Annotated in this window: 19 protein-coding genes; 1 reads left to right on the plus strand and 18 read right to left on the minus strand. The window is 64.9% G+C overall.

Annotated elements, in window-relative coordinates:
* The 18 genes from ACZ9H4_RS24395 to ACZ9H4_RS24480 all read right to left on the minus strand — a co-directional run bounded on the left by ACZ9H4_RS24395 (position 1) and on the right by ACZ9H4_RS24480 (position 13,043).
* The gene (locus ACZ9H4_RS24395) at positions 1 to 594 is read right to left on the minus strand and encodes a carboxypeptidase-like regulatory domain-containing protein (RefSeq protein WP_476121362.1); all 594 of its coding nucleotides are present in this window, start codon (positions 592 to 594) and stop codon (positions 1 to 3) included.
* Complete coding sequence (locus tag ACZ9H4_RS24400; protein WP_476121364.1) at positions 591 to 1,544, minus strand: universal stress protein; 954 nt, start codon at positions 1,542 to 1,544, stop codon at positions 591 to 593. The genes ACZ9H4_RS24395 and ACZ9H4_RS24400 overlap by 4 nt, the downstream gene beginning before the upstream one ends.
* A gap of 103 nt (positions 1,545 to 1,647) precedes the next feature.
* Positions 1,648 to 2,124, minus strand: coding sequence for a universal stress protein (locus ACZ9H4_RS24405; RefSeq protein WP_408325617.1), 477 nt, complete (start codon positions 2,122 to 2,124; stop codon positions 1,648 to 1,650).
* Between the two features lie 217 nt (positions 2,125 to 2,341).
* On the minus strand, positions 2,342 to 2,929 hold the full coding sequence (locus tag ACZ9H4_RS24410; protein ID WP_408147688.1) for a LemA family protein: 588 nt from the start codon (positions 2,927 to 2,929) through the stop codon (positions 2,342 to 2,344).
* 73 nt (positions 2,930 to 3,002) lie between these two features.
* Positions 3,003 to 3,854, minus strand: coding sequence for a F0F1 ATP synthase subunit gamma (locus ACZ9H4_RS24415; protein ID WP_476121368.1), 852 nt, complete (start codon positions 3,852 to 3,854; stop codon positions 3,003 to 3,005).
* Entirely contained in the window at positions 3,851 to 5,407 is a 1,557-nt protein-coding gene (locus ACZ9H4_RS24420) for a F0F1 ATP synthase subunit alpha (protein ID WP_476121370.1), read from the minus strand. The genes ACZ9H4_RS24415 and ACZ9H4_RS24420 overlap by 4 nt, the downstream gene beginning before the upstream one ends.
* Positions 5,385 to 6,134 (minus strand): F0F1 ATP synthase subunit B, encoded by a 750-nt coding sequence (locus tag ACZ9H4_RS24425; RefSeq protein ID WP_476121372.1) that lies wholly within the window; start codon positions 6,132 to 6,134, stop codon positions 5,385 to 5,387. The genes ACZ9H4_RS24420 and ACZ9H4_RS24425 overlap by 23 nt, the downstream gene beginning before the upstream one ends.
* A gap of 9 nt (positions 6,135 to 6,143) precedes the next feature.
* Complete coding sequence (locus tag ACZ9H4_RS24430; protein WP_408325603.1) at positions 6,144 to 6,392, minus strand: F0F1 ATP synthase subunit C; 249 nt, start codon at positions 6,390 to 6,392, stop codon at positions 6,144 to 6,146.
* The gene (locus ACZ9H4_RS24435; RefSeq protein WP_476121375.1) at positions 6,389 to 7,084 is read right to left on the minus strand and encodes a F0F1 ATP synthase subunit A; all 696 of its coding nucleotides are present in this window, start codon (positions 7,082 to 7,084) and stop codon (positions 6,389 to 6,391) included. The genes ACZ9H4_RS24430 and ACZ9H4_RS24435 overlap by 4 nt, the downstream gene beginning before the upstream one ends.
* Complete coding sequence (locus ACZ9H4_RS24440) at positions 7,081 to 7,374, minus strand: ATP synthase subunit I (RefSeq protein ID WP_408147676.1); 294 nt, start codon at positions 7,372 to 7,374, stop codon at positions 7,081 to 7,083. The genes ACZ9H4_RS24435 and ACZ9H4_RS24440 overlap by 4 nt, the downstream gene beginning before the upstream one ends.
* Positions 7,367 to 7,684 carry an AtpZ/AtpI family protein gene (locus ACZ9H4_RS24445; protein ID WP_476121377.1) on the minus strand — a complete coding sequence of 106 codons (318 nt, stop codon included), beginning with the start codon at positions 7,682 to 7,684 and terminating at the stop codon, positions 7,367 to 7,369. The genes ACZ9H4_RS24440 and ACZ9H4_RS24445 overlap by 8 nt, the downstream gene beginning before the upstream one ends.
* On the minus strand, positions 7,681 to 8,139 hold the full coding sequence (locus tag ACZ9H4_RS24450; RefSeq protein ID WP_476121380.1) for a F0F1 ATP synthase subunit epsilon: 459 nt from the start codon (positions 8,137 to 8,139) through the stop codon (positions 7,681 to 7,683). Before ACZ9H4_RS24450 ends, ACZ9H4_RS24445 begins: the two co-directional genes overlap by 4 nt.
* On the minus strand, positions 8,136 to 9,611 hold the full coding sequence (gene atpD, locus ACZ9H4_RS24455; protein WP_408325592.1) for a F0F1 ATP synthase subunit beta: 1,476 nt from the start codon (positions 9,609 to 9,611) through the stop codon (positions 8,136 to 8,138). The genes ACZ9H4_RS24450 and atpD overlap by 4 nt, the downstream gene beginning before the upstream one ends.
* 323 nt (positions 9,612 to 9,934) lie before the next feature.
* Entirely contained in the window at positions 9,935 to 10,450 is a 516-nt protein-coding gene (phaP, locus tag ACZ9H4_RS24460) for a TIGR01841 family phasin (protein ID WP_476121382.1), read from the minus strand.
* A 43-nt stretch (positions 10,451 to 10,493) separates the two neighbouring features.
* Positions 10,494 to 11,183, minus strand: coding sequence for a CBS domain-containing protein (locus ACZ9H4_RS24465; RefSeq protein WP_476121384.1), 690 nt, complete (start codon positions 11,181 to 11,183; stop codon positions 10,494 to 10,496).
* Positions 11,184 to 11,543: 360 nt separating this feature from the next.
* Positions 11,544 to 11,810, minus strand: coding sequence for a UDP-glucose 4-epimerase (locus ACZ9H4_RS24470; RefSeq protein ID WP_408147663.1), 267 nt, complete (start codon positions 11,808 to 11,810; stop codon positions 11,544 to 11,546).
* A gap of 76 nt (positions 11,811 to 11,886) precedes the next feature.
* Positions 11,887 to 12,537, minus strand: a complete 651-nt coding sequence (locus ACZ9H4_RS24475) for a BON domain-containing protein (protein WP_408147661.1) — start codon at positions 12,535 to 12,537, stop codon at positions 11,887 to 11,889.
* A gap of 77 nt (positions 12,538 to 12,614) precedes the next feature.
* Positions 12,615 to 13,043, minus strand: a complete 429-nt coding sequence (locus ACZ9H4_RS24480) for an Hsp20/alpha crystallin family protein (protein WP_408147659.1) — start codon at positions 13,041 to 13,043, stop codon at positions 12,615 to 12,617.
* Positions 13,044 to 13,349: 306 nt separating this feature from the next.
* Here ACZ9H4_RS24480 and ACZ9H4_RS24485 point away from each other — a divergent pair, with 306 nt between their 5' ends.
* The gene (locus tag ACZ9H4_RS24485) at positions 13,350 to 14,999 is read left to right on the plus strand and encodes a bifunctional aminoglycoside phosphotransferase/ATP-binding protein (RefSeq protein WP_476121387.1); all 1,650 of its coding nucleotides are present in this window, start codon (positions 13,350 to 13,352) and stop codon (positions 14,997 to 14,999) included.
* Positions 15,000 to 15,010 lie beyond the last annotated feature (11 nt).

Here is a 15,010-nt window from a genome sequence, read left to right on the forward strand (position 1 = left end):
TCAGGGTTGGCCCTGAGCGCGCTTCGCCGCGCGACACGTCGCGCAGTCCGGTTGCGCATCGCCGGTGCGCGCCTGCAAGACGATGTGCAGGTCCACGCCGCCACGGCGCGGAACGTCCACCGTCCTCGTCATTTCCGCGCGTCCGGCATGCGCGGCGATACGATAGCGCCCGGCCGGCAGCATCACGAACAGGAACGGCCCTTCCGTGCGCGTGTCGAGAATGGCGTGCCCCGCCGCATTGGCGATCGTCACGTCGACATCGGAGAGGTAGTTGCCGGAGGCAGCGGAAAACATCATGCGCAGACTGTAACGAGGCGCGAGCGCGAGAAATGTTTTAGCCTCATCGGCGCCGATTCCGCCGGTCATGTAGAGCACGCCATCGCGGCTCACAGCCTCAGGCAACGATTGCGCGGATGCCACGGCGTTCACGGCAACGAGCGCGAATGCGAGACCGATTCGAAGCAGGCGCGAATTGACGATTTGCATGTCGGAAAGGCCTTCCCGGTTCGTGAGCGGCTGAGACGATCCGGTCGCGGGCAGCCCGCAACTGGATTCGTTCGGCGTATCGACCTGAATGTCTGTCGCCCGTTTCAAGCCTCGGGTGCTGGCCGCGCCAGCAGCAACGGCGTGCGAGCGAGGCGCGCGGTGCGGCTGGCGACGCTGCCGAGGAACCAGCGCGCGATGCCGCGTCGTCCGTGAGTGCCGACGACTATCAGGTCGGCGCGCCATTGTCCGGCGTCGCGGACGATCGCATGCGCCACGTCGTCGCTCACAGGCTCCGTCTTGACGAGCGCGGTCTCGGCGGCATTGGGCAAGTCTTCGAAGACTCTCGCAGCCGCCTCGAGAATCACCTTGCCTTCCTCGATGAACGCGTCCTCGAGAACGTGGATCGGCACGATATCGGTCAGCCGGACGGCCTGGTCGACCACATAAAGCGCACGAAGGCGGGACTCGGGCGTCGCTATCTGCAGTCCGAAATGCAATGCGTCGAGCGAGGCCTTACTGCCGTCGAGCGCGAACAGTATTCGCCCCGGCGATGCCTCGATCGGCGCGTCGTAGCTCGCCGGCACGATGAGAATCGAACACGGCGTCTGAGCGGTGACGAATTCCGATACGGTGCCTTCGACCCAGCGCAGCAAGCCATGATGCTGACGCGCACCCACGACGAGCAGATCCGCCTTCCAGTCAGCCGCGGCATCGATCAATGCATTGGCGGTGTAGCCGCCCTGCTTCGAGATTTCCACGACGCCCGACTCCACGTCGGTTCCAGCATCCGTGAATATCTTCCTGGCCCGCGCGACGGCCTCGGCTGCATCGTTAGCCAACTCGGCACGCGCAAGCTGCAGTTCGGCATTGGTCATCGATCCAAGTGGCAAGATGGCACGGGGATTTTCGGCGACGCTCATCACACGGATCCTGGCCCCCGGCAGCGTCAGGTGACGCACGTAGGCCGCGGCGCGTGCCGACTCCGGTGAAGAGTCGACTGCGATGAGTATCCGTTTGATTGCGCGGGGGGCGATAGCGGCAGTGCTCGTCGTGTTCATGATCCAGTCTCCAGGGGCGCTTCAGACGGCGCCGTGGACATCGATAGTTCATTCTCTTCGCGGCGACGCTTGATGACTTGACGTACGTCAAGATGACGGTGGCTTACAGCCCCGACGGAATCCCGTCCTGATCCTGCGGGCACCTGACCAGAAGCACCGGAACGTCCGCACGCCGCAAGAACGTTTCCGCGACGCTGCCCAGTAATAGCCGCCCCACGCCGTCCCGGCCCTGCGTGCCCATCACCACCAGTCCGGCTCCCTCACGTTGAACGCAACGGCCCAGACAGTGAGGGACGTCATCCGCGGCATTCTCCGTCTCTTCGATTTCGGTGTCGCCGCGTACGCCACGCCCGGCCATGGCCCGGCGCGCTTCATCCAGAGCAATGCGGCCGTCTTCACGGAGCACTTTACGAAGCTGCTCCGCGTCGAAATAACCCGCGTATCGGGACAGGCACCACGGATGAACGATATAAACCGCATGAAGCCGCGCCTGTGTGAGCTGAGCGAACTCGAGCGCTTCATAAAGCGCCCATCTGGACGAATCGCTGCCATCCAGAGCCACGACGATTTTCTGATACATGAACCGCTCCTCATTTCGGTCGCGGCAAACCCACTCGACTTCTTGATACTGCTGTCGCGACAGGTAACTGGATCATCGGCGCAAATGATTCCGGGCGCGTGACCTGAATCAAGCAATCGCGTTGCGAGCCGGCGAAACTCGGGGCTTACGCCGGACTAATGGCTAGTCGAGTTCAACGACCGATGCTCGCCTCCGCCCACAATGAACTGATCCTTTCTCAAACTTGCATCGAGCCGCGCAGCGTACCGAAATCGGTGCGCGGCGGCCGCTTCGCGGTTCTGTCGAGCACATCGAACTTAGGCAGCGCATGCAACGCCAGAAGGTGCGCTTCGACGTCGTGCGGGAACACAGCGAGGCTCGCGTTATAGCGGTCGGCGGCCTCGTCGTATGCCTTTTGCGCCGTGGCGATTCGCCTGTCCGCCGCGGCAAGCTGCCTGCGCAGCGATCGGAAGCGTGAATCCTGACGAAGACGCCGGTCATTGCCCGATTCGATCAGAAGACGTGATATCGCATCGCCCAGTTGCCGTTGCGCAACCTTGAACCGCTCGAACTCGATCTGGTCGGGGCGCGCTTGCCGAGTAGCCACCATACGGTCGAGACTCGCTTGCGCAGCCGCTACTTCCGCGTTGGGCGTATCGCTTGAATGCCCGGGCGGGTGCACCAGCACGATCAGATCTTTCGCGAGCTCGCCGCGCTTCTGATATTGCTGAAGAACGTCCCGCAGCGCGGCGCTCGCCTCGGCGTCGTCCAGCGGTGCGCAGCGAGGCAGGCAGCCGCCGAGGAAAACGACGGCGATGAGCAACAAGACGGCCGACGCGACAGCTTTGCTGATTGTCCACTCCCGACGCGTCCCGGTTCCCATGCCCGCCGCCCTCACACTAGATCGCCTGCATACCCGCTGTCGCCAGTTCCGCGATATCGGCGGTGATTTCGTCCTGACGGACGCGGCGATAGCTTTGCGTCAGTTCGTCGAGCGTGTCCCTCACATTCGCTCGCGCGGCCAGCATCGCGCGTACCCTTGCTTCATTTTCCGCTGCGAACGAGAGCATGAGCGCCTCGCAAATTTCGACGAACACATAAGCTTCCACCAGCCCCGTAAGCAGATTGTCGGCGGGCAAGTTGAGCAAGGGCGGCTGCGCGTGATCGACCGCCTGAAAACGCGAGAAATCAAATGGAATCAGGCTGTGCTCGACCAGCTCATTCGAGGATGCAACGCAGGGGACCGCATGCACGACTGAAACGTGGTGTGCCGCACGATTTGCCAGCCGAGCGTACAGCGCATCCGTGATGCGGCTCGCCAGCGGCGAGACGTCATCGGCATGGGAAGCCGAAGGTGAACGCCAGACGAACGGGAGACGACGTTCGTTGGCCACCATCTCGCCGCGCGTGCCGACGAGCAGAAGTTCGCACGGCGTGCGCTCGAGACAGCTTCGCGCATAGTCGAGAATGCGCTCGTTGAACGAGCCGACAAAGCCCTGCTCCGAGCACAGCGCGATCACGATCCGGGCACCGTGATCCGGCGCGGTCGTGGACGCATCCTCGCCTCGGCCATGCGAGAGGACAGCGCCGATCGCGGCCCCCACCGTCGCGGCCGATGAACGGATGCCGGGCAGCCGCCGTTGCGCTTCGCGTGAGCGGGCTGCCGCAATGCCGCGCATCGCACCGATCACGGCGTCCAGCTGGCGCGCGGTGGCGCTGCGCATTTCGATCTCGGCGAGTTTGCCGCTCATGGTTCGTTCCCCTTGCGGGCGGGGTCATCCGTCGCTTCCAGGGACAGCTGCTGCACCGTCGCGCGTACCTCGGTGACGAGCGCCATCTGGGCATCGGAGTCGAACGCCGCGTTCGCACCGACGGCTTCGCTGCGCCCGTCCGCCTGTTGGCCGGCGAGCTGGGTGCGAGCCTGGGCCGCGATAGCCGGTGGCACGGCGTCGAACACGCCCTCCTCCAGTGCCGCAAGCAGTGCGATTTCGTTGACAGTGCGCAGTGCGCTGAACCGCGGTTGCGCGATCAATGCCCGGATACGCTCTCCGCGGGCGATCTTGCCGGCGACGTGCACATCCGTGAGGCCGCCGAAGCGGCTGAACATTTCCAGTTCGAGAAATTGTGCGTAGTCGAGCCGCAAACGGCCTGACACGCTGCGCAGGGCCGGATGCTGCGCCTTGCCCCCGACGCGGCTTACACTCAGTCCGACATCCACGGCTGGGCGCTGATTGGCCGCGAATAGCGCGGCGTCCAGCACGATCTGGCCGTCCGTGATCGAAATCAGATTGGTCGGGATATACGCCGACAGATTGCCCATGTCGGTTTCGGCAATCGGCAGTGCAGTCAACGAACCGCCTCCCAGCTTCGCCGACAGTTTCGCCGCGCGCTCCAGCAAACGCGCGTGAACATAGAAGATGTCGCCGGGATACGCTTCGCGACCGGGCGGCTCCCGCGTCAGCAGCGCCAACTCGCGGTGGGTCGCGGCGTGTTTGGTGAGGTCGTCGATGACGACCAGCGCGTGCTGCCCCCGGTCGCGAAAGTATTCGGCGATCGTGACCCCTGCGAACGGCGCGATCCATTGGAGTCCGGCCGCCGAAGCTGCAGCCGCCACCACGAACACGCACCGCTCGGGGGCGCCATAGCGGCGCACGGCGTCGATCGCCCGTTGCACGGCAGTCGAGCGCTGCCCGATTGCGACATAGACACAGATCATGTCAGTGTGCTTCTGGTTGACGATGGCATCGAGAGCCAATGCGGTCTTGCCCGTTGCCCGATCGCCGATGATCAGTTCCCGTTGTCCGCGACCGATGGCAAAAAGTGCGTCGACGATCAGCACGCCGGTTTCGACAGGCTCGCTGACCAGATCGCGTGCGACGATGGGCGGCGCCGCTCTTTCCACCGGCATGCGCGTCGCCTCGGAGACCGGTTCGTCGCGATCGAGCGGCCGGCCGAGCGGATCGATCACGCGGCCGAGCAGGCCCTCGCCGACCGGCACCTCGATCACCGCGCCGGTGCGCGTGACCGATGCGCCGGCTTCGACCGTGGCGTCGTCGTCCAGCAGCACCACGCTCATGAGGTCGGCTTCCAGGGTGTGCACGAAGCCGCTCGCGCCGCTTTCGAAGCGCAGCAGCTCGTTGAGCGCCGCGTCGGCCAGTCCCGAGACGAACGCGATACCGTCTCCGACGCGTTCCACCCGGCCCCGCGTGTCGGCATAAGGTGCGCCCGCCGTGCGGGACAGCGTCTCGCGCCGCGCGGCGAGCCAGACGTCGTCAGCTGAGTCAGCCGGAAGCATGGCCGTCATGGAGCAGCGCCTCCTTGATCCGGGCGAGTTCCGCACCGAAGCTGTTGCGCACCAGCGCGTGCGGCGATCGCAGTTCGAGGCCGGCAATCAGTTGCGGATCCACTTCGAAGTTGACGGACACATCCCGCTTCAGGCACGTCGTCAGCATCGTGCGGCAGCGTTCCTGTTCCTGTGGGCTCAACGCTCGCGGCGCGGCCAGGACCGGCGCCGCGCCGTCAGCGCCCAGCGCCGCCCGAGCAGGCTCCGGGAGTTGTGCGACGCCCGCGGCGATCCCGTCGATGAAGCCGTTCACGCGTGCGTTTCCAGGCAGCCGGTCGAGCAGCCTCGCGGCGATATCGACGGCAAGCAGGCAAGCCCGTTCGGCCGCGAGTTTGTCCTGGTCGATGCGCGCACTTGCGGCCTGGCTGGCGGACGCCGCGCGCACCGCGTCCGCGTCGCCTTGCGCAACGCGCAAAAGCGCCTGCCTTTGTGCTGCCGCCTCGACGGCGACCGCCTTCAACGCTTCGCCGCGCTCAGCAAGAAGCTGCTGGGTTTCGCGGGCTGCCGCGTCGCGCTCTTGCACGGCCGCGAGCTTTGCCGCCTCGGCATCGGCGATCAGGGCCCGAGCCACTTTCTGCCGATCCGCGATGATGCCCGCCACCGGACGGAACAGAAAGTGCGCGAGCAGCCAGATCAACACCAACGCATTGATTGTCTGCAGCGCGAGCGTCCACCAGTCGATCCGCATGGCGTCCGCCTATTTCGCAAACGGATTGGCAAACAGCAACAGCAAGGCGATCACGAGGCAATAGATCGCCATCGTCTCGATCATGGCCAGTCCGACGAAGAGCGTGCGCGAGACAGTGCCTGCCGAATCCGGCTGACGCGCGATCGCATCCATCGCCGCGGCGACCGCGCGGCCTTCGGCGAGTGCGGGCCCGATCGCGCCAAACGAGACCGCAAGCGCGGCCGCAGCGATACTGACGATTTCGACGAGATTATTCATGAGGCTTGGCCCTTTTTGACGCCGGCATGGTGGGGATCGCCGATCGCGGCGCCGATGAAGACCATCGCGAGAACAGCGAAGATGTAGGCCTGCACGGCGCCCGTCAGCAGATCGAGCGCCATCAGCGGAATCGGCACGAGCAGGCCCGCGAGCGACAGCAGGATGCCGATCACGAATACCCCGCTCATGACGTTGCCGAACAGACGCACGACCAGTGAGAACGTCCGTGTGATCTGCTCGACGACATTCAGCGGAATCATCACCCAGCTCGGCTGGGCGAACGACGCGAGATAGCCCGTGGCACCCCGGCTGCGAATGCCGTAGAAGACAGTAGCGCCCAGCACGATCAACGCGAGCGCGGCGTCGGTTTCGAGGTGAGCGGTGGGTGGCGTAACGCCTGGTATCAGGGCGCACCAGTTTGCAATCAATACGAAGACAAACAGCGAGCCGATCAGCGCGCGATAGGGCGCGGCCTCCGCTTGCATTGTGTCGCGAATCTGCTGGTCGGTCGTGTCGACGAGCAGCTCGAGCGCGGTTTGCCATTTACCAGGCGCGAGCGTGAGACTTCGGCGCAGCAGGATCGCCGCGACAGCGACGACAGCCATGATCGCCCAGGTGACCAGCACGGGCCCGGTGATCGGAAGCGGGCCCAGTTGCAGAACCGGCGTAGTCGTCAGCGGTGACTCGGTCATGGCAGGCCTCCGTAACGCAGCATGGCGAGCCGGCGCGCCAGCAGCACGCCCGCCATGCCGACGAGCAGCGCCAGCGCGCCGACGCGCGCGAGGATCAGAAGCAATGAGCAGGTCAGCGCGATCCGCGCGCACTGCAACGCCAGCGCCGCCGCCGTCTTGCCGTTGGCGAACAACGGCCAGTTCCAGTTCAACGAAACGAAATGCCACGCGCCGACGACAATGCCAGCCGCGAGTCCAATCGCGAACTGGGCGGCTAGCGACGGCGGCGGCCCTGTCAACGCACTAATCATGGTGTGCTCCCTGTTGCCGATGCATCCACTTCCAGGCGGACCAGAAACCGAACGCCGCACCCACCATCAGAAGCGGCGCCGAAAAAAATATCCGCGTACCGAACATGCGGTCGAGCCAGTGGCCCAGTGCCAGTCCCAGCAGGGTCGGCACGACGATGGCCCATCCAAGAATGCCGATCTGACCGAGCCGGCTGCCGAGCGACGGCTCCGGCTCCTCGCGCCCGCGCGCCGCCCGCCGCGCAGCCTGCTGGGCCGCGTCGGCCAGCCCGTCGTCATGGGGATGACGCTCGTCGTGTCGGGGGCTGTTCATTGCAGCGACGCTCCCGCAGCGGTGGGATTCGCGCCATCGGTGCCGGCGCGCGGCCGCAAGTAGCGCAACATCTGGCGCACCGCGCGCGCATGGAGCCGCATCTGATCGATACGGGCGCGCCGCGCTGCATCGCTTTCGTCGGCATGGCGGTGTCGAACGATTGCCTCGAGCCCTTCCAGCGATTCGCCCGGAATCGCTTCGCGGCAAGCGATGGACACCGTCGCGCCGCCCAGAACCAGCAGCACGCCGCCACTCACCGCGCAGTAGCGTGGCACGTTGTCCGCTCCCGTCCAGCGGACGATGGACGACGTCAGTAGCGTGACGAAGTCGGCATGGCCGCTTCGGACGCCGAACGAACCGGTGGGGTCTTCCGCGCGCAAGGAAACGATTTCCACGCCGTCGAACCACACCTGCGACGGCGTCGCGATGGTCAGCCTCAAAGCGCCCTTGCTCATGCCACCTGCTCCCCGGTCGTGGTGGCGGCGCGGTGCTCGGCGGCCTCTTCTTTGCGCCGGCCCTCATCGAGCGCACCGATCATGTACAGCGAGCTCTCCTGCCACGTATCGCACTCGCCCGCGAGAATCGCCCGACAGCCGGCAATCGTGTCGGCGAGCGCGACCGAGCGGCCCGCCTCGCCCGTGAAAGCCTCGGTGACCGCGAAGGGCTGGGTGAGAAAGCGCTGCAGCCGCCGCGCGCGTCCTACCAGTGCGCGGTCGGCCGCGCCGAGTTCTTCGATGCCCAGCAACGAGATCACATCCTGCAACTCGCGGTAGTGCTCGATGATCCGGCGCACTTCCGTTGCCACCGCGGCGTGTTCTTCGCCCACCACCAGCGGGTCGAGCAGGATCGACGACGACGCGATCGGGTCGACCGCGGGATACATGCCTTCGGCCGCCATCGCGCGGGACAGCACGACCATGCTGTCCAGATGCGCTGCGATCGCGGTCACGGCGGGATCGGTGAAATCGTCAGCCGGCACGTACACCGCCTCGATCGCCGTGACCGCCACACCACCCACGGAGACGATGCGTTCCTGCAAACCCGCGACCTCGCTTGCCAGCGTGGGCTGGTAACCGACTTTCGACGGCATGCGTCCCAGCAGCCCCGACACTTCGGCGCCCGCCTGGACGTAGCGAAACACGTTATCCATCAGCAACAGGACGTTTTGCCGGCGTTCGTCGCGGAAATATTCGGCGATCGTCAACGCGGTGAAAGGCACGCGCCAGCGTGCGCCGGGCGGTTCGTTCATCTGTCCGTAGACCAGCACCGTGCGTGCGAGCACACCTGAGGTCCGCATGTCGAGCAGCATCTCGTGCCCTTCGCGCGAGCGTTCGCCGACACCGGCGAACACCGAGATTCCTTCATAACGCTCGACCATTGCGTGTATCAGTTCCATGACCAGCACGGTCTTGCCGACGCCGGCGCCGCCGAACATGGCGGCCTTGCCCCCCTGGGCGAGCGGCGCAAGCAGATCGATCACCTTGATGCCCGTGGAGAACAGCGCCGTCGTACCTTTCTGCGTGGCGAGTGGCGGCGCTGCGCGGTGAATCGGCCGACGCTCGATCTCGGACGGCAGTGCCGGTCCATCGTCACAAGTCGCGCCCGTCACGTCGATCAACCTGCCGAGCACGGCGTCGCCGACCGGCGCGTCGATGGGGCCGCCACGCGCCTGCACGCGGGTGCCGCGCCGCAAGCCAGCGGTGCCCTGCAATGCCAGCGCGCGCACCGCGGTTTCGCTCAGGTGCGCCTGCACTTCGGCAAGCACCGGCGCGAGATCGTCGGGCACGACGAGGAGTGCGTCGCCAATCGAGGGGAGCGAGTCCCCGCCGAACCTGACATCGACGATCGCACCCCGCACGGCGACAACGTGTCCGTCGCGCGCGCTCGATGGGCTGACCGGAAAAGCTGCTGCTGGGCGAGTCGACATACTCAGGCCTCCCACGGCCGCTCATGACCAGTCGAAAAGATATCGTCGGAACGCGTCGGCGAAGTGATTTTGATCAACTGTTTGAGAGATCGGGCATGAGCCATGCCGAGTTGGAACAGGCCGGCCGCCCCATTGGTGGCCAATCGCTCCGAACGCGAAGCCGACCTCAAAACCGAACGATGCAGATCGACGGGCCGGCCTCGTTGGGTAACCTCAGCACTTATCGAAAAACAACCGCGAAGGTCGTCAGAAGGCGCCTGGCCGATTCATTTTCGACACCTTCCTCGGCAACGAACGCCAATCGGACTGGCAGCGCGAGACCGCTACTCTGTACGCATTGGCAGGATCGCCTGCTTCTCCGGCTGCCCGATCTCGCGTTCGGTTGTCGTTGTCGCGGGTGACGCGTGCGCGCCTGCGCTCGTCGCAGAGGTCTGCGGCGTTGCCGGAACGTCGCAGGCCACGCGCGACCGGGCGGCCAGGCCGCCAGGCAGGTTGTCCGCTTGACGCGGCTCCCCGGCCGCGTCGAGCGGCGCCTGAAGCGCGCAACCCCGCTGAAGATCAGACACGATCTCGAAGAACTGGCGGTTGTACGACAGCGTCTGGGCGAATTCCGCCGGGGCGAGCAAGGTCGGCAGAGAGAGCATTTCCGGCAGACTTTTTGCAGCACACAGGCGGGCAAGGGTCTCCTGGTTTTCAGCGAGTCCGAACCGGATTGCCTGCAAATTCAACGCGCTCAGCCGTTCAAAAGCGTCGAAGTACCGCGTGGTCACGCCGAACAGGGTGTTAAAGCCATCCCCTACCGTACCAGGCCATTGCCCGGAAAAGTTCTGAGCCATCATGCCTCCCATGTGTCGATTGCCGAAGCGCTCTGTTCGCCACCCGCTAAATGCCGGGCATCATTTGATAGGGCTCCGTATGATCCTCCACGCGCTTCACGCCGGGGATGTTCTCCGCTGCCACACGAACCGCATCGACGGCCTCCATTGACTGGAAAACGCCCCACAGGTGCACGACGCCGTCGGTGACGACAATATTGCGTCCCGCGAAGCTCCACTTATGCCCTGCCAGTTCACCCATCAGCATCGCGCGAATCTCGGCGTCCGGGAGCGAAACGTCCGTCGCCGGCTCGTCCGGCACGCTCGCGAGCGCCTGCACGAGATTAGCGCGGCTCACGATGCCCACGAGCCGCCCCGCTTGGGTCACGGGTACGCGTTTGATGCGCCGTGTTTCGAGCATGCCGGCCACCTTGCCGAGCGGCGTGTCGGGCTCGACGGTCACCACGTCGGTGCTCATGACATCACGTACCTTCACCGCATGGGTCTTGATGTAGTCGCGTGCTTCATGGCTCGCGCTCCACAGATCGAGCCACGAGGCTCGCGTGCGCTCGTCGGTGCCGATTTCGCTGCGGCGAAGCAGATCGCCCTCGCTGATCATCCCGACGACTCGCCCGTCGGCATCGAGAACCGGCGCGCCGCTGATGCCGTTGTCGACAAAGATTCTGGCGACCTCACGAACGGTCATGTCGGGTGTAACTGATATCACGTTGCTGGTCATGACATCGGATGCGCGCATGGTAAGCCTCCTGAACAGTTAGGGTCCTTCGATTCGGAGGATTCGCCGCTGCGGCCATCGGTATCCGGGCGTCGGCGGGTCCTCGTGTAGTTTTAGATTAAGCCCGCGCGCGAAGCACTCGTTTGACATGGATCATCTCGAGGGCCGACGCGTGAACACGCCGGTTTATCCACCGTGACCGCGTGCCGCAACGGCAGGTTCGACAAGCTAAAGGGGACGCGAGCGCCTGCCCGGCTCGCGTTCTCTCTTCACCCGCAGTACGGATGGATCGTTCGGAGGTGAACCACGGCAAGTCAAGATGGGCGCACGAAGGCAAAGCGAGGGATGGATCAGGGCGGAACCAGCCACCGCTCACACGCATCACTTAGGCTCGGCAGGACATTCCGGCGGCTGAACCGACAATGTGTTCGACATCTTGAGCTGGATCCAGTCCATCCCTTCGCGCAAGCCAGCCAGTACGGCTTCGCGTTCAGTGGGAAAGATACTGCTGTGCATGAACGCGTGCCTGAACATTCCCTCGCGCTGGCGATGGCTCAGCTGGATATGGCAGTCGAAACCGCCCTCTGTGCGATGTGTCGTTGCGGCGACCGACCAGTCGGCGTCGCCCACGTTGCCCGAAATCGTCATGAGTCGCTCCTTGCTTCTTAAGATGCGTCGTCGATGCGCCACGCGCGGCGGCGCCTGCCGCCGCAAGCAAGCGTGCCTATCCCACCGACAGATTGTCGACAACCGCGCGTACACCCGGCGCCGACCATGCCACGCCGCGCACGGCCGAGCGCTCCGCCAGCGAATCGACGGTGCCCGTCAGCGTGACCGTTCCCTCGTGCACCTTGACGCCGATGCGCTTCGCTTCGCGTTCGGCGTGTCGTTGCAGCGCCTTGCCGATCTGCTCGCCGATATCCAGCGCCGCCGCATCGCCGCCTACCTCGATGAGGTTGGAGACCCCTAGCACGCCGCGCATGCTGGAGATTGTGCGGTTAGCGATATGGCTTTGATAAGCCCAGTCAACCTCGCCGCGCAACGTCACCCAGCCTTTCTCGACCTGCACCTTGACCGCCTCTTCGCTCAACCCGACCGTCCAGCGAATAATGGCGCGAACCGCGTTGGCGATCTCCTCGTCGGTTCTCACGTCCGTATGCAGCAGCCGAACGTCCATTTCCACGACGACGGCCTTCACCCCCGCCACCCGCTGCGCAGCTTTTTCCGCTGCGAGCTTCTCGGCGTAGCTCACCAGATGGCCCGATAGCGTCACGACGCGATCATGCACCTCGACACCGATGTCCGTGGCGTCGACCGACGGATCCCACTCAAGCTCTTCTTCGACCTGCCGTTTCAATTCCATGTCCGACTTCATTGCGTGCTCCTCGGTTGCATACCGTGATGCGGCGTCGCATGACGCACGAAGCCTGCTTTGCGCCAGGCGACGCGGGATCAGTTGATCTGCAGGCGCTTGCGCTCGGATGTCGCCTTCTTCGGCAGCGTCAGCGAGAGCACACCGTCCTTGTACTCGGCCGCCGCAGCGCTTTCATCGACTTCGCTCGCCAGTGAGAATGCACGGCTGACCGCGCCGGTATACCGCTCCCGGCGAAGCACGCGCTCGCCTTCCCTGGTTTCCTGATTCCGTTCGACTTTCGCGCTGATCGAAACGAGGTTGCCGTCGATCTTCACGTCGATATCCTTCTTCTCGACACCTGGCAGTTCAGCCTTCACGGTGTAGGCGCTATCGTTTTCGGTCACGTCGACCTTGATGTCGGAGAGCGGCGCTTCGCCGCCCGCGCCGCGTAGCGGCCGGAACAATCCCTGGAAGAGTTCCGACATGGGCTCAAGTGCAAACGGATCAAATCGGGTCAAGTTGCTCATTGTCCTGCTCCTGAAATAGTCAATGACATTACGGATACGAACTCTCGTTGCATGCCTTGTCCCGCCCTGCTTGACGCATAAGCTGCAGGCCGTGACCGGCGCATCCCAGTGTGCTTCGATGCACGCCGTTCGCTGATCGCATCAAACACGCTGTATCACTGACTTTAGGCTCATCGGCGCCGCACCGATTGACATGTATCAAGCGACCCGCATCGCACACCGATGCTTCAGAAAGCATGATTTCGGTCAAATGACTCCGGCGCTGCGCCTCTATCCTGAGACCTGGATTTCCCGATGGAGACGACCATGGCCGACCACCCGGCACCCGCGCCGCATCTGCCCACTCACGCACGGCAAAGCGAACGGCTCGCGCAGCGCGGCTGGCGTGCGCTCGATCGCGCCATGCAGCGTCCCTGCACGTACCGCCACCCGGCGGGCCGGATCCGCCGTATCGAAACGCACCTGTCCGTGGTCTACCTGGCGGGGCGCTACGCGTACAAACTCAAGAAGCGCGTCAATCCCGGTTTCGTGGATTTCACCCGCGCCGACGCGCGCGAACGCGCATGCGCTGCCGAGTTCGGACTAAACCAGCGGTTCGCGCGCGAACTCTATTGCGGCGTCGCGATGATTGCGCGCAGGGGCCGCGTGTACCGGATCGGGGGGACGGGCCGTATGACCGAGCACGCCGTCCGGATGCGACGCTTCGATGGGCAGGAGAGTTTGTCAGCGTTGCACGCGCGCGGCGAACTCGGTTTTGCGGAGATCGATGCACTCGCGGGGCAGCTCGCTTCATTTCATCGGCGCGCACCACGCACACCGCCGCGCAGCGTCTTCGGCACAGCACCGTTTGTTCAGCAGCAGATGCAAGCTGTGCTGCAGGCGCTCGAACGCGAAGCCGGTACGCGGCTTCCCGAGCGAATCGCCGCCTGGTGTGACGGCGAAGGCAAGCGTCTCGCAGGCCATTTCGATGCGCGCCGCGCGGGCGGCCTTGTACGCGAATGCCATGGCGACCTGCACCTGGATAACATCGTGCGCCGCGGTAAGCGCGTGCTCATGTTCGATTGCATCGAATTCGACGCTGCGTTGCGCTGGGTCGATGTCGCCAGCGACCTGAGCTTCCCCCTGATGGATCTGCACGCGCACGGCCGGCCGGATCTCGCGGCGCGCCTGCTCAACGGCTGGCTGCAACGTACCGGCGATTTCTCCGCGCTGCCCGCGCTGCGCTACTACATGGTCTACCGTGCGCTAGTGCGCTCCCTCGTGGCATTGTTGAAAGCGCGCGCTCATCGTTGCGATGACCGCTTTGCGCAGGCCGCGCCATACCTGAAGGTGGTGGAGCGCATGATCGCTCCGCAGCGGCCCTGCCTGCTGCTGTGCCACGGCTACAGCGGATCGGGCAAATCGGTGGCGAGCGAAGCGCTCGCGAGTCTGATCGGCGCCGTGCGGCTGTCGAGCGACGTCGAGCGCAAACGCGCCCGCCCCTTCGTCCCCGTCGATCCCCGGCCTCTGCCGGCGGCGGCCTACTCGCCTCACTCGATCGATCAGCATTACGATGTGCTGCAGCAACTGGCGCAACAGGTGCTGCTGGCCGGCTATCCTGCACTGGTCGACGCCAGCTTTTTAAAGAGCCTGCATCGTAGCCGCTTCATCGCGCTCGCGCGCTCGCTGGCGGTGCCGGTGCTGTTACTCGATTTCCATGCGCGCGCGCATCAACTCAAGCTGCGGGTGCAGGCGCGTGCCGCCGCGTCTCAGGCGGCGTCCGATGCGGGGCCGCTCGTGCTGATCCGGCAACTGGCAAACGAGGAACCGCTTTCCGCCGAAGAAATGCAGCAAACGGTGAGCTTCGATACGGAAGTGCCGCTCGCCAATTTTGGCCATCTGGGTTACTGGCGAAAGCTGCTGCGACGGCTATGCGAGCCGCGAGCAGCCACGGCGCCGGAAGTGGCGCACGGATAGCGCCGCGTACT

Source organism: Paraburkholderia sp. TE9906, assembly GCF_056279605.1.